15 protein-coding genes and 1 pseudogene are annotated in these 19,039 nt (G+C 43.4%); all 16 read right to left on the bottom strand.

Annotated features, from left to right (window positions below; genetic code table 11):
• Positions 1-10 precede the first annotated feature (10 nt).
• The gene (locus FJN11_RS10745) at positions 11-178 is read right to left on the bottom strand and encodes a hypothetical protein (protein ID WP_164978943.1); all 168 of its coding nucleotides are present in this window, start codon (positions 176-178) and stop codon (positions 11-13) included.
• A gap of 169 nt (positions 179-347) precedes the next feature.
• Positions 348-1,025, bottom strand: a complete 678-nt coding sequence (locus FJN11_RS09640) for a hypothetical protein (protein ID WP_049552323.1) — start codon at positions 1,023-1,025, stop codon at positions 348-350.
• Positions 1,026-1,034: 9 nt separating this feature from the next.
• Positions 1,035-2,126, bottom strand: a complete 1,092-nt coding sequence (purK, locus tag FJN11_RS09635) for a 5-(carboxyamino)imidazole ribonucleotide synthase (RefSeq protein ID WP_140224582.1) — start codon at positions 2,124-2,126, stop codon at positions 1,035-1,037.
• A complete protein-coding gene (gene purE / locus FJN11_RS09630; RefSeq protein ID WP_049509947.1) occupies positions 2,113-2,604 on the bottom strand; it encodes a 5-(carboxyamino)imidazole ribonucleotide mutase in 492 nt (163 codons plus the stop codon). The genes purK and purE overlap by 14 nt, the downstream gene beginning before the upstream one ends.
• A 192-nt stretch (positions 2,605-2,796) precedes the next feature.
• Entirely contained in the window at positions 2,797-4,059 is a 1,263-nt protein-coding gene (gene purD / locus FJN11_RS09625) for a phosphoribosylamine--glycine ligase (RefSeq protein ID WP_140224581.1), read from the bottom strand.
• Between the two features lie 120 nt (positions 4,060-4,179).
• Positions 4,180-5,727 (bottom strand): bifunctional phosphoribosylaminoimidazolecarboxamide formyltransferase/IMP cyclohydrolase, encoded by a 1,548-nt coding sequence (gene purH / locus FJN11_RS09620; protein WP_140224580.1) that lies wholly within the window; start codon positions 5,725-5,727, stop codon positions 4,180-4,182.
• Between the two features lies 1 nt (position 5,728).
• Positions 5,729-6,193 (bottom strand): GNAT family N-acetyltransferase, encoded by a 465-nt coding sequence (locus FJN11_RS09615; protein ID WP_049552328.1) that lies wholly within the window; start codon positions 6,191-6,193, stop codon positions 5,729-5,731.
• Between the two features lie 44 nt (positions 6,194-6,237).
• Positions 6,238-6,789 carry a phosphoribosylglycinamide formyltransferase gene (gene purN, locus FJN11_RS09610; RefSeq protein ID WP_049552329.1) on the bottom strand — a complete coding sequence of 184 codons (552 nt, stop codon included), beginning with the start codon at positions 6,787-6,789 and terminating at the stop codon, positions 6,238-6,240.
• Positions 6,786-7,808, bottom strand: a complete 1,023-nt coding sequence (gene purM / locus FJN11_RS09605; protein ID WP_049552330.1) for a phosphoribosylformylglycinamidine cyclo-ligase — start codon at positions 7,806-7,808, stop codon at positions 6,786-6,788. The genes purN and purM overlap by 4 nt, the downstream gene beginning before the upstream one ends.
• A gap of 217 nt (positions 7,809-8,025) precedes the next feature.
• On the bottom strand, positions 8,026-9,468 hold the full coding sequence (purF, locus tag FJN11_RS09600; RefSeq protein ID WP_049552331.1) for an amidophosphoribosyltransferase: 1,443 nt from the start codon (positions 9,466-9,468) through the stop codon (positions 8,026-8,028).
• An 18-nt stretch (positions 9,469-9,486) separates the two neighbouring features.
• Positions 9,487-10,389: a hypothetical protein gene (locus FJN11_RS09595; RefSeq protein ID WP_246039376.1), complete on the bottom strand. Its 903-nt coding sequence runs from the start codon at positions 10,387-10,389 to the stop codon at positions 9,487-9,489.
• A gap of 255 nt (positions 10,390-10,644) precedes the next feature.
• Positions 10,645-14,370: a phosphoribosylformylglycinamidine synthase gene (locus FJN11_RS09590; protein ID WP_140224579.1), complete on the bottom strand. Its 3,726-nt coding sequence runs from the start codon at positions 14,368-14,370 to the stop codon at positions 10,645-10,647.
• A gap of 56 nt (positions 14,371-14,426) precedes the next feature.
• Positions 14,427-14,495, bottom strand: a pseudogene (locus FJN11_RS11035) (phosphoribosylaminoimidazolesuccinocarboxamide synthase); the annotation flags it as partial.
• A gap of 76 nt (positions 14,496-14,571) precedes the next feature.
• On the bottom strand, positions 14,572-15,279 hold the full coding sequence (gene purC, locus FJN11_RS09580) for a phosphoribosylaminoimidazolesuccinocarboxamide synthase (RefSeq protein ID WP_181146415.1): 708 nt from the start codon (positions 15,277-15,279) through the stop codon (positions 14,572-14,574).
• Positions 15,280-15,450: 171 nt separating this feature from the next.
• The gene (gene comB / locus FJN11_RS09575) at positions 15,451-16,800 is read right to left on the bottom strand and encodes a competence pheromone export protein ComB (RefSeq protein ID WP_140224577.1); all 1,350 of its coding nucleotides are present in this window, start codon (positions 16,798-16,800) and stop codon (positions 15,451-15,453) included.
• Positions 16,801-16,812: 12 nt separating this feature from the next.
• Positions 16,813-18,966, bottom strand: coding sequence for a peptide cleavage/export ABC transporter ComA (gene comA / locus FJN11_RS09570; RefSeq protein WP_140224576.1), 2,154 nt, complete (start codon positions 18,964-18,966; stop codon positions 16,813-16,815).
• Positions 18,967-19,039 lie beyond the last annotated feature (73 nt).

The raw sequence follows: 19,039 nt of genomic DNA, 5'->3' as shown, positions 1-19,039 counted from the left end.
GATAATTAGCCTAAGCCGTTTCCAGACGGCTAGCGTGAGTCGTGAGCAAGTGCTCCTGCTTGTGCTCCTTGGCAAAAGTTATCAAAGCTGAAACCGTGTCAGCTGTCAACTGCGAAAACTCATCGGTTTTCAACTTCTCTGTCGCCAGAGATTCAATCCCATAAGTTTTCAAATTCATCTATCGTCTCCTTTTTTTAAAAATATTATTTTCATAAATGATATGGGAGAAAATCCCAAAGGTTTCCCGCAAACAGAAACACATCGTCGGGAAGTTTCAGCGGTCTGATTCTGACGGGGAGGGAATGGGGAGGAGGAAGCAATTGATCACCTTTCATATCGTCTACTTATCAAAATCCCGAAATAAAATGATCTAAACTGTGCGCAAGCTTCTTCCAAAATCCACCTATGATTATGTCATCTTCATCAATGTAAAGGCTGCTTTTTAAAATAGTATTTACAAATCGCATATCGTAAGTAAAGGCTTGAACAGCAAGATAATAACCTAGTAATCCTAAAATTATCAGAAACATCAACAATGCTAAAAAAACAACCAAGTCATTTTGCAAACCAGCATTTTCATCAATTAACAGTTTTGAAAGTTCTTCTTTAGGAATAGAATCTTTAAAAAAATTAAGATAGGTTGTAGTCACAAATATTGAAATAGTTGCTAAAATACCACAACTCCAATTTGCAAAACTATTTATTTTTTTCAACGATAATTCTATATCAGAAATTAACATTTCCGTATGTTCGTCATTTAAAAAATATCCTTTTCTAAAAGCTATCGTTAAATTTTTAATATTAATTTTCTCAAAAAGAAAATTAAATCTATAAAGCACTCCCATAATTAATAATAAAGCAACAAGTCCCCCTGAGGAATCTGGATCTTGAGCTCTACCAATTAGAAAAAGCGCATATAAAATCCCATACAATAATACATACTTCATAACTTTTCCCGTAAGGGAGTCAACTAAACCTATCTGGCTTCTTAATAAGTTTTTGATCTCAAAATACTTTAATGGCATACCTCTCCTCTAAAAATCCATCCCTTCCCCAAACTCCTCAACCTTATCCGGCACATCACTAAACAAAGTCACATGTCCCATTTTGCGGTTGTGCTTCGCTTCTATTTTACCATACATGTGGAGGTGGGCGCTTGGATTTTTTGTGACATATTTTTTGGCCGCCTCGACGTGCTGGCCGAGGACATTGAGCATGACAGCTGGCGCATGTAGTTTGATGGCTGGCAATTGTGCTCCTAGAACACCCAAGATATGGGTATCAAACTGGGAGAAGTCGCAGGCTTCGATTGAGTAGTGGCCTGAGTTGTGTGGACGCGGGGCAATCTCATTGACGATGATGTCGTCAGCCGTCGCAAACATTTCCACGCAAAGCGTTCCAGATAAGTTAAGTTGTTCTGCAATTCGCACTGCCATGGTTTTTGCTTTTTCTGCTAACTTATCAGAAATGCGAGCAGGCACAATCGTTTTAGAAAGAATGTTGTTGCGGTGAACATTTTCCTGCACTGGGAAAACTGTCACATCCTTGCCATTCCCTGACACGATGACAGAAATTTCAAGGTCAAAATTGACAAATTCTTCCAAAACGCAGTCTGCTGAATCTGCTAGCGCATAGGCTTCTTCCAAATCTTCTGCTGAGCGAATGATCTTTTGACCATGTCCATCGTAGCCACCTGTCGCAGTCTTGAGGACATAGGTTTTGGCCAGGTCAATATCTGCCAAGTCTTGGCTAGAAGTCACGACCTTGTAGGGTGCAACTGTCACTTGAGCCTTATTTGAGAGAAAGTCCTTTTCAAAGATACGGTTTTGTGAAATGCGAAGCAGGTCTGTTCCTTGTGGGAGTTGTCCCTCCTTGATGACAGTATCCAAACCGTCAGCATCAACATTTTCAAATTCATAGGTAAGGACATCACAACGCTCAGCCAACTGACGGAGGGCATCCACATCATTATAAGGAGCCACGATGATCTCCGCCACGCGAGAGGCTGGACAATCAGCTGCAGGATCCAGCGCGATAACCTTGTGCCCCATATAAATGGCAGAAATAGCCATCATCTGACCCAGCTGACCGCCACCGATAATTCCTATTGTTTTAGATGAGCTCATTAGTTGATTCCTCTGCTATTTTTCCTTGCTCTTCTGCGAAATCAGCCAATGCTGTCGCAATAGCCTGATCCTCTACTGAAAGGAGACGGAGGGCAAAGAGGGCCGCATTGGTCGCACCTGCTTCACCAATAGCCATAGTTGCGACTGGTACTCCACCCGGCATCTGTACTATAGAATAGAGTGAATCCACGCCACTAAGCGCACGTGATTTGACTGGCACGCCGATGACTGGAAGAGTTGTTTTGGCAGCTACCATTCCTGGCAAGTGGGCTGCGCCTCCAGCACCTGCGATGATAACCTTGATGCCACGGCTACGTGCTTCTTCGGCATGCTTGAACATGAGATCAGGTGTGCGATGGGCAGAGACAACCTTCTTCTCGTAGGCTACACCGAAGCGGTCTAGGACTTCAGCGGTTTTTTGCATGGTTGCCCAGTCTGATTTTGAGCCCATGATGATGGAAATAATTGGTTTAGTCATAATTTTTCCTTTTTTCTTCTTTTTTGATAATGGTCTTAGGTGGTGGGGACGGAAGCAAACCTTCGGTTTCATTCCTAAACTTTGAGCCTAGGGTCTCAAAGTTTCCCTAGACCAGAACAGATACTGTTCTGGTCTTTTCACCACGGAGACCATTATCGGGTTCAGCGACTTCGTCGCGTTATCCTTATATCTTTACTTAATTGCCTTGCTTCCGATATCTGTTCGGTAGAAGAGGCCTTCTGTGTTTTGTTGGGCGAGTTCTTGGTAGATGGTTTCTTGTGCTTCTTTGACGGTATCTGCGGTGGTGACGAGCATATAGACACGGCCACCGTTTGAGAGCAGTGCTCTGCTATTTTCCGCAAACTTAGCCCCTGCATAGTAGGTGATGGTGTCGCCTTCGGTCTTGGCTGGCAACTTGACACCTTTTTCATAGTCTAGCGGGTAACCATTGGATGCGACAACCACACCCAGAGTCACACCCTTGTCCGTCCAAGTGATGGCTGGTTCTTTACCTTCCAAAATATCAGTAATATTTTGTGCAAAATCAGAGGTCAGACGAGGCAAGATAATCTGAGTTTCTGGATCTCCGAAGCGAGCATTAAACTCGATGACCTTAGGTCCATCAGCTGTCATGATAAGCCCTGCGTAAAGAACTCCCAGATAAGGGCGACCTTCTTTAATCATCCCTTCGAGGACTGGCTTGACAATCGTGTCAACCGCTGTATCAACCACACTCTGTGGCAAGTGTGGAACTGGCGCATAAGCTCCCATACCGCCTGTGTTAGGCCCTTTGTCGCCATCGTAGGCACGTTTGTGGTCCTGAGCCGTTGGCATGATGTAGAACTTGTCACCATTGACAAAGGCAAAGAGAGAGAACTCTTCTCCGTCAAGGAATTCCTCGATAACAACACGCGCACCAGAGTCCCCAAATTTATTGTCTAAGAGCATCTCGTGAGCGGCTTCTACTGCTTGCTCTACTGTCTCAGCAACAACGACACCTTTCCCAAGTGCCAAACCATCCGCCTTGACAACGATAGGAGCCCCTTTCTCCTCGATATAAGCCTTGGCTTCCTCGAAATCTGAAAATGTGCCATAGGCTGCTGTCGGAACGTCATATTTGACCATGATTTCCTTTGCAAAATCCTTGGACCACTCTAGCTCCGCTGCAGCCCTAGTCGGACCAAAAGCCTTGAGTCCAGCTTTGTTAAAATCATCTACAATCCCAGCAGCCAGGGCATCGTCTGGACCGATAAAGGTCCAAGCGATATCGTTGGATTTTGCAAACTCAATCAATTTAGAATGTTCGGAAATAGAGATGTCCACCAATTCCAGACCATCCAGAGTCATCCCGTCATTTCCAGGAGCCACAAAGACTTGTTCAACGTCTTTTGATTCAAGCAACTTCTTAGCAATCGCATGTTCACGACCACCCGAACCGACAACTAACAGCTTCATCTTTAAACCTCTTTTGCGAATTATTTACTAACATTATACCACAAACGTTCGTTTTAATCTTGTTTCACTTAGCATTTTAATCCAAAAAAGGAAAGAAACTGTTTTCTTCCCTTTTGCTTTTTAGTGTCTAAAATGTCTCACTCCTGTGAAGACCATAGTCAAGCCATACTTGTTCGCTGCTTCGATGGATTCTTGGTCACGGACTGAGCCTCCTGGCTGGATGATGGCCTTGATACCTGCTTTGGCAATTTCTTCCACGTTATCCGCAAATGGGAAGAAGGCATCTGAAGCAAGCACAGCGCCGTCCAGACGGTCTTTGGCTTGGTCAATGGCAATACGAACAGAGGCCACACGATTAGTTTGACCTGGGCCAACGCCAAGTGTCATGTGGTCATTGGTCACGATAATACCGTTTGATTTGACATACTTGATAGCCTTCCAAGCGAACTCAAGAGCTGTCGCTTCTGTCTCTGTTGGTTGGCGTTTGGTCACCACTTGCCAGTCAGCTGGGCTTTCCTTGACCACGTCTTGGTTTTGAACGAGGAGTCCACCAACTACACCTGTGTATTCTGCTTCCACTTCACTGGCCTCTTGAGCATCAAATGGCAAGGCAAGGATACGCAAGTTTTTCTTTTTATTGGTCAAAATGGCTAGCGCTTCATCCGTATAGCTTGGTGCGATGATGATTTCAAGGAAAACGCCGTGCATCTTCTCAGCTGTCGCAGTATCCACCTCACGGTTAAGAACAACGATACCACCAAAGATAGACACTGGGTCAGACTCATAAGCGTAGTCCCAAGCAGTCTCGATGTCATCAGCCTGACCGATTCCACATGGGTTCATGTGTTTGAGAGCCACAACGGTTGGACGGTCTTTAAAATCACGGATGATACGAATGGCCGCATCAGCGTCACGGATATTATTGAATGACAATTCTTTCCCGTTAAGCTGTTTAGCGGATGCAATCGAGTAGTCAGTCGGCAAAGCTTTTTGGTAGAAATCCGCGTCTTGTTGAGGGTTCTCACCGTAACGCATGGCTTGCTTGAGGTCATAAGTCAAGGTCAACTTTTCAGGCTTGCTTTCACCCACTTGAGCTGTGAAATACTCTGCAATCAAGGCGTCATAAGCCGCTGTGTGACGGAAAACCTTGGCTGCCAAACGTTGGCGAGTTTCGTAACTTGTTTCGCCGTTAGCTGCCAATTGTCCCAAAACCACAGCATAGTCAGCTGGATCTACCACAACTGTTACGCTGGCATGATTTTTAGCCGCTGAACGAAGCATGGATGGCCCGCCGATATCGATGTTTTCAACTGCATCAGCGTAAGTTACGTCTGGTTTGAGAATGGTTTCCTTAAATGGGTAAAGGTTTACCACAACAAGATCAATGAGCTCGATTTGATTATCCTTGGCTGCTTCCAGGTGACTATTCAAGTCACGACGAGCAAGGAGCCCACCGTGGATATTTGGATGAAGGGTCTTAACACGACCATCCATCATCTCTGGAAAACCAGTCACATCATCGATGGCAATGGTCTTCACCCCAGCATTATCAAGGGCAACCTTGGTCCCACCTGTCGAGATAATCTCCCAACCAAGTTTTTTAAGTTCTTGGGCAAATTCAACAATGCCCGCTTTGTCTGAGACGCTGATCAAAGCTTTTTTCGTCATTCTATTCCTCTTTCTTTAGGTCCAAGCGCATAGCGACTTCGTTATTTTCTTGTATAAATCCTGTTTCCTGAAAACCCAGACTAGTCAGCAGGTGCTTCATTTTTTCATTTCCGGCCACATAATCTGCAATAATATGACTGCAAGCTCTATCCATCTGAGCCTCTTTGATTAGAGCTTCCAAGGCTTTTCGACCATAACCTCTTCCTTGGTATTGCTGACCAATCATTATCCGCCAGATAAAGTATTCCGCTTCATCCTCGTCTATTTCCAACAGGAGAAAGCCAACTACTTGCTTATCCCAATAGATTGCCCTCGGAAACACATCCCCATTCTCTCGGTAGAGCCATGCGTCAGCTAAAGAGCGTACATTTGGAGCCACGAAACGCGCTCGTTCATCGGCTTCAGATATTTTCAAATCCAGCACTGCCTGAAAACTGCTCTCATCTACTAATTTCAACTCAATCATTTTTTCTCCTAGCAATATTGCACAATCAAAACCTGATTTACTTCTTATCTTCTCCCTACCCCTAAACTCTCCAACACTTGAGGATAGAGTTTATACTCTGCTTCATGAATCCGTTCTTCAAAACTGTCAATCGTATCATCAGCGAGCCGTGGTACACGTACTTGTTTGATGACCTTTCCTGTATCTACTCCAGAATCCACCCAGTGAATGGTCACACCAGACTGCTCAACACCTGCATTCCAAGCATCCTCAATTCCGTGAGCTCCTGGAAACTCTGGCAGGTAGGCTGGATGAATGTTGACAATCCGACCTTCATAAGCCGCCAATAAGGTTGGCCCAACGATTTTCATGTAGCCTGCTAGACAAACCAAGTCAATCTGGTGTTCTTCCAAGAGTTCGACAAGGGCCGCTTCGTAGTCTGTCTTGCTCTCAAACTCCTTGAGTTCAAAAGCATAGGATAGAACGCCGAGCTTGTCTGCACGTTCGAGCACATAGGCGTCACGATGGTCTGAAAAGACAAACTCCACTGGAAACTTTTCAGCAATCACCTGAAAATTTGAGCCATTACCAGAGGCAAAAACCGCTATTTTTTTCATTTGATAACGACACTTTCGTTTTCTTTCTTGACGATACGACCAATTTCATAGACTGGTTCATCCAACAATTCCTTGACACGACTTACATTTTCAGGGCTAACCGCAAACATAAGCCCCACACCCATATTGAAGATTTCAAACATTTCTTCATGCTTGATCTGACCGTATTTTTCAAGGGCTTTGAAGATTGGCAAGACTGGAACTTTGCTTTCCTCAATCTCAGCAGCCAAGTCAGCTGCAAACATGCGAGGGACATTTTCGATAAAGCCACCACCTGTGATGTGGGCAATGCCGTTTACCAAACCTTCTTTGATGAGTGGCAGAACAGCTTTAACGTAGATACGAGTTGGTTCAAGAAGAACTTCCTTGAGTTTCTTGCCTTCCAATTCTGGCAAAATTTCCTCACCTGTGTAATCGGCAAAGACACGACGAACAAGAGAGTAACCATTGGAGTGAATCCCACTTGAAGCAAGTCCGAGCAGAATATCTCCTTCTGCCACTTTTGAACCATCAATGATTTGAGATTTTTCAGCCACACCGACTGCAAAACCAGCCAAGTCATAGTCATCTGCACCATACATACCAGGCATTTCAGCCGTTTCCCCACCAATAAGGGCGGCACCTGCCTGCACACAACCTTCTGCTACACCAGCGACGACTTGCTCTAGTTTAGCTGGTTCATTCTTGCCTGTCGCTACGTAGTCAAGGAAATAGAGAGGCTCCGCGCCTGCAGCTATGATATCGTTGACACACATGGCCACACAATCCTGCCCAATCGTGTCATGCTTATCGTACTTGATAGCCAGCATGAGCTTGGTTCCGACACCATCAGTCCCTGAGATCAAGACGGGCTCTTTGACACCTGTTTTTGAAAGGTCAAACATACCACCGAAACCACCAAGAGCTCCCATAACACCTGCGCGCTCCGTACGAGCCACGTGCTTTTTGATTCGTTCAACAACTTCATAACCCGCTTCAACATCCACACCAGATTGAGCGTACGCATTTTTATTTGCCATTTTATTTTTCCTTTTCTTTTTTTGGGAAAGACTGCGACATATTTTTAGATAAACAATTATTTTATCTAAAAATACTAGTCAGGTCTCTAGCTTTGGTCCCATAGGAGAAAGCGTCTACTGACAAATGCTTTAGCTTTTAGTCAGTAGTGAAACGTGGGACATAAGCATTTTTATTTGTCATTTGTTTATTACTTTTCTTTAATGGAGGATAGGCTACCTATTTATAAAAACTGGTCTTTTCTTCCAAACTTCGACGATAGTCTTCTTCGTAGTCGTAGAGAGGTGTTGGGTAGTCACCGTCAAAGTAAGCGACACAGAGACCACCATTCGGCGCATCTGTTTCAATACCAATCGAATCAATCAATCCTTCAACAGAAAGATAGGTCAGGCTATCCGCCCCAATGATTTGACGCGTTTCTTCAACCGTATGATTGGCCGCAATCAGTTCCTGACGGGTCTGGATATCAATCCCGTAGAAACATGGATAAGCTAGCGCTGGACTACCAATGGCAACGTGAACCTCAGTCGCACCCGCTTCTTTCAAGAGCTGAACGATACGACGAGAGGTTGTTCCACGTACAATAGAGTCATCAATCATAACAACACGCTTGCCTTTTACAACGCCTGAAACAGCAGAGAGTTTCATCCGCACCCCTTGCTCCCGCAATTCTTGAGTCGGTTGGATAAAGGTACGTTGGGTGTATTGGTTCTTGATGAGGCCCATTTCGTTTGGTAGACCTGATTCTTCCGCAAATCCCATAGCTGCGCTGAGGGAAGAATTGGGCACACCGACTACGATATCCGCCTCATGCTTGAATTCACGTGCCAATTGGGCACCCATACGTTTACGTGCCGTATGGACATTGACACCATGAATGTTAGAATCAGGGCGAGCAAAATAGATATACTCCATAGAACAGATTGCTAACTGAGTATCATCTGTATAGCTATCATACTGGATTCCCTTGTCATCAATGATCACAATCTCACCTGGCTTCAAATCACGAATCCATTCAGCACCAATAACCTCAAAAGCACAGGTTTCAGAGGAAACAACCACCGCTCCGTTGGCCATTTTCCCGATAGAAAGTGGACGGAAACCATTGGGGTCAAGAGCCGCAATCAACTTGTCCTCAAACAGCAAGATATAGGCAAAACCACCTTTGACAAGGCTGAGCGCTTCCTTGATTTTACCCATCAGGCTAGGATTATGACTGCGACGAATGAGGTGAGCCAAGATTTCCGAGTCCGAAGTCGCGCTGAAAATCGCTCCTCTTTGTTCCAGTTCTTTCTTGAGAGAAGCTGCATTGGTCAGATTGCCATTATGAGCCAATCCGAACTGCATATCGTGAAAACGGAAGAGGAAAGGCTGGATATTATCTACAGAAGCTTCGCCAGCAGTCGCGTAACGCACATGCCCAATCGCACCAGTTCCCGTCAATTTATCCAAATTAGCAGGATTTCTGAAGACTTCTGATAAAAGTCCCATGTCACGATGGCGCTTCAATTGCCCCTGATCATTGGAGAGGATTCCTGCCCCCTCCTGACCACGGTGCTGAAGACTATGGAGACCAAAATAGGTCAATTTAGCAGCATCTGGATGTCCCCAGATACCGAAAACACCACATTCTTCATTAAGAGATTTTACTTCGTATGTCATTTTTTATACCTTTTATTTTTACATTATAGCCCACTCTTCTAAAAGAAAATTAGGAATTTCATCTGGCTCGACTCTCTTATAACTATCAACTCCTACACACTGACCCAAATTAGGTTTACCAAACAGTTCTTGACTCAATAGCACAAGCTTCTCATTAGTTCTAATTTTTTCTTTAATTGTCGGGCTAAAGTAATAGTTTTCAGTGTAAGCAAATATTAAATAATTAAGAAAATCCAGTTTCTTCAATCGATCGCTACTATTAAACTGACTTTTTAGAGATTTATATTTCCTATCCCTTTTATGATAAAAAGCTAGCACCATCGTCTTTTCTTTTAACGGTAAGATAGCTAGATGCAACTTCTGAATACGATTATTTTTTGAATGGTTACTCGTATCATTCACTGGATATCCATACATATCTCTAATCAACGTTAATGAGCCTTGAAACGCTATCGGTGTCTTATAGGGGAGCACCTCATGAAAAATAATTTGATATGCTCCTTTAAGATTGTCTTCAATAGCAGTTTTATGGAGTAAAATTTCATTTTGAAAATCTTCAATATCATAATCAAAAGAATTATGAAGATCTTTTATTTTTTGAGATGTATTCTCTAATGTTTTATTAGAAATCTCAGGTATTCTTAAGTATAAAGCTTTCTTAATCGTCTTATCAGACATTATTTTTTCAAAATGATATTTTTCCTCCCTCCTTCTAACTAATTCTAAAAGGAAATTTTTCAATGCAATTTGTGACAACATTTTATCGCTAGGATAAGACGTAAGATTCATTTCATTTTCATATTCCTGAAAATAGAATGAATCACATTTACGACAAATAATTTGTATCGTTCCCGATTTGCTTACTCCCTTATCATTATCTAACAGATCGCTCCCTATTAAATAACCAGCTTGTGTTAACATGCCAGAATCAGAAATTTTTTTTTAACGATAACTGTGGAATGGTGTGAGAATTGCAGAAACTTGTAGTATCTTTATCACAAAGTAAACACTTTCTTGGCTTTAAGTCCTCCTTCATTACTCTCATCTCTCTAGATAATAATTTTTTCAATTGAATCTTTTTTTCAATATCAGGTATATCAATTAATTTATTCAAATACTTCACAAACTTTCATTTTACTTCTCAAAACACACCAATCGTTATAGTCAGTTCTAGTCTTATTTCCCAGTAAAATATTTAACAGCTGATGCAAAGAGGTGCTGGTCTTTATTTCCTGGGATGTTTTGGAAGAGACCGTCTTCATAACGTTCTGAGTGTCCCATTTTACCGATGATTTGACCATTCTTGCTAGTAATTCCTTCGATGGCATGGACAGAACCATTCGGATTGAACTTAGAATCCATACTTGGTTTTCCATCAAAGTCAACATATTGGCTGAAGATTTGTCCATTGTCACGGAGTTCAGCGAATTCCTCAGCCGTCACGACAAACTTCCCTTCACCGTGCGAAACAGGAATAGCGTGGATATCGCCCACTTGCACCCCAGTCAACCATGGCGAGTTGGTATTAGCAATCCGGGTTTCCACCATCTTAGCCACGTGTTGGTTGGCATCATTATAGAAGAGGGTTGGGCTCGTACTGCTGGCATCTTCAAAGTTTCCGTATGGAAGAAGACCTGATTTGACCAAAGCCTGGAATCCATTACAGATACCGATAATCAAGCCACCACGAGCGATAAAGCCATCAATCGCTGCACGCACTTTTTCATTGAGCAGAATGTTGACGATAAACTTGGCTGATCCATCTGGTTCGTCCGCAGCTGAGAATCCACCTGCAAAGAAGAGAATGTTAGCCTTGCCGATATTGTCAACCATGGTTTCAACTGACTTGACAATAGCTTCTTCATTCAAGGTCACAAATGGTACCAAGTTGATCTCTGCACCTTCTTTTTCAAATGCCTTAGCTGAGTCATATTCTGAGTTGGTTCCTGGAAAGACTGGGATATAAACCACAGGTTTTTCAACCTTTTCTTTGGCATTAATCACAACATCTGATGCCACAGCTGGTACTTCAGCCAGTTCTTTGGCTTGGGCAAACTCTGTTGGGTAAACTTCTTCCAGTTTTCCTTGGAAGGCATTGTCAAGTTTGTGTCCATCTAACTTCACACCGTTGACAAGAAGTGTAAAGTTGGCTTTCGTTTGACCAATCTTCTCTACTCCAGCGATTTCTTCAGGAGATGTGAAGACAAATCCGCCTAGCTGAGCTGTCAAAGAACTTCCAAGTTCAGGCAAGGTTACCTCTGCACCAATATGATTCCCAAAAGTAGCAAGAGCCAAACTTTCAACCACACCACCATATTTGACAGCTGAAGCAGATGTCACTTTGTGACCAGCTTGGATGTCTTTAAACTGAGCAAAATTAGACTTAATCAAGTCAAAATCAATCTCTGTAGAGAGGGCTTGACCTGGGATGTAGTAGATATTTTCACCAGCAACCTTGAACTCAGGAGAAAGCACATTACGGCTATCTGCCGTCGTCACCCCAAAGGCAACCAAGGTTGGCGGAACGGTCAATTCTTCAAAAGTACCAGACATGGAGTCCTTACCACCGATAGATGGCAAACCAAGTTGGATTTGTGCTTCGATAGAGCCTAGAAGAGCTGCTACTGGCTGACCAAAACGCTCAGCTTGTTTATCCATGCGCTCGAAATACTCTTGGTAAGAGAAACGAGCCTTAGACCAGTTTGCGCCAGCAGCCACCAAACGAGCAGTTGCTTCGATAACCGCATAAGCAGCACCGTGGTATGGAGACCATTCAGCTACATATGGGTTGAAACCTTGAGCCATGACTGAGGCAGTATGAGTCACACCGTGTTGTACAGGCAATTTCTGCACAGATGCCTCAGTTGGTGTGAGTTGGTAACGACCACCAAGTGGGTGATTAACCGTTGAACGACCAACAGAGCAATCAAAGATGGTTTGCAAGCCTTTTTGACTAGCGTGGTTCAAGTCAGATATAACCTCAAGAGTATCTGCTTCAAGTGTGTTAGCAGATGTTTGACGCTCTTCTGGAAATTTGACATCCTTGTCCACAACCTTGGCATCAACAACGACACGTACACCGTTTGTATCAAGGAAACGGCGCTCCAAGTCCACAATTGTCTCACCATTCCAGTTCATGACTAGATTTGGTTTTTCAGTTACTGTCGCAACCACAACAGCATCAATATTCTCTTTGTTACATTCTACAACGAAGGCATCTACATCCTCAGGACGAACCACGACTGCCATCCGTTCTTGAGATTCAGAGATGGCAATTTCGGTACCATTCAAGCCCTGGTATTTAAGAGGCACCTTGTTGAGGTCGATTTCAAGACCGTCTGCTAATTCACCAATAGCTACACAGACACCACCAGCACCAAAGTCATTTGATTTTTTGATCAGACGTGTCACTTCACCATTACGGAAAAGACGTTGAATCTTACGTTCTTCGATGGCATTTCCTTTTTGAACCTCAGCACCAGCAGTCTCCACAGATTCAACTGTTTGAACCTTAGAAGAACCTGTCGCACCACCAACACCATCACGTCCTGTCTTACCTCCAAGGAGAATAATCACATCTCCCGCTTCCGGTTTTTCACGGACCACATTGCCCTTAGGAGCTGCACCGACAACGGCACCAAGCTCCATGCGTTTAGCTACAAAGCCTGGGTGGAAGTATTCACGAACGTAGGTTGTTGCAAGCCCAATCTGGTTACCATATGAAGAATAGCCATGAGCCGCTGTTTTAGAAATAACCTGTTGTGGCAATTTCCCAGCACGAGTTTCCGAAATCGGTGCTGTAATATCACCAGCACCCGAGATACGCATAGCTTGGTAAACATATGAGCGACCTGATAATGGGTCACGAATGGCTCCACCAATACAGGTAGCAGCCCCTCCAAATGGCTCAATCTCAGTTGGATGATTGTGGGTTTCATTTTTAAACATGAGAAGCCATGGTTCTTTCACACCATTAACATCCACTTCTATTTCTACTGAGCAAGCATTGATTTCGTCTGACACTTCCATATCATCCAAACGTCCATTGGCACGCTCATAACGACCGAAAATAGTCGCCATATCCATCAAGGTTTGCGGTTTTTCAGAACGCCCCAACTCATCGCGCATAGCAATATACTTGTCATAAGTCGCCTGCAATTGTTTTTGGAATTTCGATGCGGAGAAATCAATGTGTTTCAACTCTGTCTCAAAAGTTGTGTGACGGCAGTGGTCAGACCAGTAAGTATCCAAAACCTTGAGTTCAGTCTCAGTTGGCACGCGCCCAACTGACTTAAAGTAGTCTTGGATAAAGAGCAAGTCATCCACTTCCATGGCCATGCCCTGCTCAGCCTTGTAGCGAGCAAAATCTTCTGCTGTATAGCTTTCAAAGAAAGTCAATTTCGGAATGGTCTTGTCTGACTCTGAAAATTCCTGCTTGGCAATCCCTGTCGTGATGTCCTTGAAACGAGAATCAACTGGATTAAGCAAGTAGTTCTTGACCGCTTCTAACTCCATCGCATCAATATCCTTATTGACCAAGTACAATTGTGCTGTATTGACTGTCACATCACTCGAACTTCCCAGCAAAAGCAAGGCTTCTTGCGAAGAAGCCGCACGCTGGTCAAACTGCCCTGGCAAGCTTTCAATAGCAAAGAAAGCATAGTTAGCAAGATCCGCCTGCACAGCCGCTTCATCCAAGACATGGTCTGTCACCTGCTCAGAGAAGATGTGTTTCTCTGCAGGTGCAAACAAGTCCTCTGCCAAATCAAATACATCATAAACTTGCACAATACGAATACTTTTCAAGCTTGAAAGTCCCAAGTTGTGTTGGAGTTCTCTTACCAAACTCTCTGATTTGACCTGAAAATCAGCCTTTTTTTCAACAAAAATACGTTTATCCATCAATTCTTATTCCTTTATTTCAGCTCTTGCAATGTTCTCAAACGACCTTGAGGTTCTTATTTCAACCCCTGCAACTTTTCCCAGACAATCTCATAAACATCGGTTAGTTCACCTAGTCCTCTACGGAGTGAAAAGGTCTGGGGGACCTTTTCAGCCTGAGTCCTTTTAGTTGAGAGACGAAGGTTTTCCGTTGCTAACAGATTATTTCAATTCCCGCAACTTTTCCCAAACAATCTCGTAAACGTCTGTTAGTTCTCCCAATCCTCTACGGAAAACATCCTTATCCATGTGGTTGCCATCCGCATCCCACAAGCGGCAGTTATCTGGTGAAAATTCATCTGCTAAGATAATCTTGCCCTCCTTGTCAAAACCGAACTCTAACTTAAAGTCAATCAACTTAAGCCCAATCTCAGCAAACCAGGCCTTCAAAAGTTCATTGATTCGGCGAGTTTCTTCCTTCAAGTAGGAAATCTGCTGGTCATCCGCAATCTGTAGGAATTTCACATGCTCATCATTGATAAAGGGATCATCCAAATCATCATTTTTATAGTAAAATTCAACAATCGGAGTTTCCAAGGCGATTCCCTCATCCACACCAAAACGTTTTGAAAAAGAACCAGCCGTGTAGTTACGGAGCACGACTTCCAAAGGAATGATTTCCACCTTTTTATTGAGTTGTTCCGTGTCTGAAAGTTTCTCCACAAAGTGAGTCTCCACACCAGCCGCATTTAACTTCTCAAAAATAAAAGATGAAATCTGATTATTCAACACTCCCTTACCTGCAATCTGCTCCTTCTTAACACCATTGAAAGCAGTCGCCTGGTCCTTGTAAGTTGAAATAATAAGATTTTCATCCTCAGTTGTATAGATATCTTTAGCTTTTCCCGAATAGATCAATTGTTTTGACATTTTAAAGTTCGCCTTTCGTATTACTTGAGCACATTCTACCATAAAAAACCTAAAATTACAAGAATTTAACCGAATAAATAACGTATTGACACCAAAAATTATAAAGAAAAAAAACTGCAAGAAGTATCTTTCTCACAGTTTAAAAATTATTTAACTCTAAAAACACGAACATTACTCTTTGTTCAAAAATTGATCCAAATAATAACGCAGGTAACTTTTCTTACCTGTAATCATCTGTAGACGACCTTCCACCCCATATCGAAGTTTTTCAGTCTGCTCCGAAGTTAGATTAGTCTCCGCCTCAATTTTAAAGAAATTCCCTTTTTCAGTCTTGGTAGCTGTCCCATCAATACTTGTAATAGTAGAATCTAGGAAAAGTTGATTCTTGGCATCATGAGTCGTCGTATAGCGAACAGAATCACCGACCTTAATCCTTGCTACATCTTTTGAACTGAGATAAGCTGTGAGTTTGGCTTTCCCTTCTTTTTCCAAGGACGGATAGAGTTGAGCTAGTAGGGTACCTTCTGCTACCATGGTAGAATCACTGGTCTCAGGATTAAGATGAAGCACCCCATCCTCACTCGCCGTAATTTTCCCCTTGTCTAAAAGGTTTCCCTGAACCTTCTTACCTGACTCTGTCTCTAAGATTTTCTGGTCTAGAAGGGTCAATTCCTGACCGACCTTAGCCAAATGTTGGGATTTAAGGGACTCTAATTGATTGCTTAAGCCTGACGCATAGGCTTGCTGGGTACCTGAACCTGCATACTGGACACGGTAAGTAGCAAGACTAGATTCTAACTGAGAAAGCTGTGCTTCAACTTGCGCAACTGCCTGGGATTTACCTTGGAGATTTTCCTCACCCTGAGACTTGTAGGACTGGTAGAGAGAGTAGGCTGGATTCTGACTGGCCAAGGAAGCACCTGTTTCAATAGCTGACTTAGCTGTCTGGTAATCGCGAATTTTAGCCTCTGTTTGGCTAATGAGGTTGCCGATTTCGGCTTGGGTTTGACTAGCTGCTGCATTCTGGGACGCAATGGTCTCATTTTGTTGCGATGTACTAGCCCTAAGACTACCTGCTTGGCTGAGGTAGTCGCGAAAGGTGGCTTGGTAGCCAAACTTATCCTCCTCTGGAAAGTGATTCTCCCCTTCTTGCAGACTCTTTTGCAAATACTCCAATTGCTTTTTTTGATCCTTGAGCATGTCCAACTGACTGGCATAGGCCTCTACTTGAACACCCTCTGCCCCTTCCTGATATTGAACCAGAAGATCTCCCTTCTTAACCAACTTATTTTCTTCCAAATGATTGACAAGAATGCGATTGTTGCTAGTTGACTGGATATTTGCAAGGATACGACTAGGCTCGACAGTCGCTCTTGTAGACAAACTCATCTCCTTCTCTGCAACAGTTGCAAAGCCAAGTAAAAACACGAACAGAAGGGACATGGGTACAATCACCCGACTGGAAAAATTATGGTAACGACGATTATAAAACTCCGCACTTTCTAAAAATTCTGGTTTCATCCTCTCCTCTTTCTAGCTATTGACCAAATGGGCATAAAAGCCATCCTGTGCAAGCAAATCAGCATGCTTCCCTTCTTCGACAATCTTGCCCTGATCCAAGACAACCACCTTCTCTGTCCGCTCTGCAATAGTCAAACGGTGAGCAATGAAAATCAAGGTCTTGTCTAAAACCATGAGATTATCGACAATTCGCTTCTCAGTCAAGATATCCAGACTGCTGGTTGCCTCGTCCAAAATCAAGACCGGTGCATCTGTCAAGAGAGCACGCGCCAGAGCAATTCTCTGACGTTGACCACCTGAGATCCCTGCCCCATCCGAAGTCAATTCCGTCTGGTAATTCAGTGGCATGCGCTCAATGTCCTCCCGAATCTCTGCCAATTCGACCGCCCGTAAGATATCCTCTTGAGTCGTCCCCTCCTTGGCTCCCAAAAGAAGATTGTCCAAAATCGTTCCGTTAAAGACATAGGGCTGTTGAGGCAGATAGTTGATATACTGGCGCAAGGCCTTTTTATCAATCTGATTGAAATTGACACCACCCAGACTAATCTCTCCCTGACTTGGGTCGTAAAAATTAACCATCATCTTGGCCAAGGTCGTCTTACCTGACCCTGAAATTCCCACAAAAGCTACTTTAGAACCTTGGGAAATGGTCAAGTTGATATCCGACAAGACGTCTCGACCATAGCCATACTTGTAGGAAACCTGCTTAAAATCCATATCTCCCTTCATCAAGCTCAAATCCTCAACCGTTTTCTTCTCCTCAAACTCAGAAGCTACCAGATAAACCTCATTTAGACGGTTATTGGCAACCTGCGCCGTCTGAAGTTTGGTTTGCAGATTGATGATATTTTCCAAAGGATTGGTAAAGTAAACAAGCAAGGTATTATAGGTAATCAACTGCCCCAAACTCATCTTGCCATCCATGACCAGAACAGCCCCCATCCAGAGAATTCCGACATTAAGCAAGAGATGGGCAACTTTTTTCAGAGCCTTTTGCTGACTCTCTGCTCGACTATAGGTAAAGGATTTTTTCAGATAATCCACAAATTCCTTGTCAATCTTTTGATATCGTGAACTTTCACTGGTCAAAGACTTGATAGTCTCAATACCATTAATGTCCTCAATGATAGAAGAAGACAGAACCGCATTAGCTTCCATGGTGTCCCGATTCATCTTTTCAAACGGCTTCATAAAGGCAAAGATAATCACTGTATAGATAGGAAGTACCAATAAAGTCATGAAAAAGAGATTGGTATTTTGTGAAAATAAAACAAGGGAAATAATGACAACCGTTGACACATCTAGGAAAATCGAAAGAATGGTTGAAGCCAGCGCATCGATGATACTGTTAGCATCCGTGAAACGAGACACGATTTCCCCTGTCCTGCGTGTCGCAAAGAAGGACATAGGCAGGTGAAAAACATGCTTGATATAGGACAAAATCACATCAATCGACAAACGTTGCCCCAAAACAAGTAAGAGATACTCCTGAGCGTAAGACAAGATCTGCTGTAGGATATAGACGATCACCAACCCAATAGAAATAATCCCCAGCGTCGAACGCATCTGATCTGGCACATAGGTATCAATGATAGACTGCAGATAATAAGAACTCACAATGTTAATCAAGGTTACCAAGAGTGTTGCCAAAACGATATTGGCAATCAAGCCACGTTGCTTCACCAATATAGGAATAAAAGAGAGCAGACCATTCTTTTGATCCTTATGAGGCTTGTAGTCTGGACTAGGTGCCATAAAAAGGCTCACTCCTGTCCATTCTTCCGCAAAACGCTCACGTGACAGTTTGGTCAATTTCACCTCAGGATCTGGATCGGCAATATGAATGCTGTCTTTATCCTGCCCAGTCACCACATAGTAGTGGAGCAATTTCCCTTCCTTAAGCACATGGGCAACAAAAGGAAAGGTCAAATCTGGCAAGTCAAAGAGCGTCATATCTGCCTTGATAGCCCGTGTCTCAAAGCCAATCTCCTCTGCCACCTTGACCAAGCCCAAAGCCGTTGTACCATCCATGGTCGTCTTAGCCAATTCTCGTAAGTGAGCCAAAGAATAATAGCTACCATAGTAGCCAAAAACCATAGCCAATGAAGCTACACCGCAGTCCATCTGATCCACCTGCGGACGATAGTGACGTTTCCCAAATTTCATATTCATCTCCTTTTCCCTAAACTCATCTGATAACAACTATCTTACCCCAATCCCCAAACAAAAACTGGACTTC

This window comes from Streptococcus symci, assembly GCF_006385165.1.
Classification (GTDB): Bacteria; Bacillota; Bacilli; order Lactobacillales; family Streptococcaceae; genus Streptococcus; species Streptococcus symci.
The sequence above is the reverse complement of the archived record's forward strand: the minus strand, read 5'-3'. Positions and strand labels throughout refer to the sequence as shown.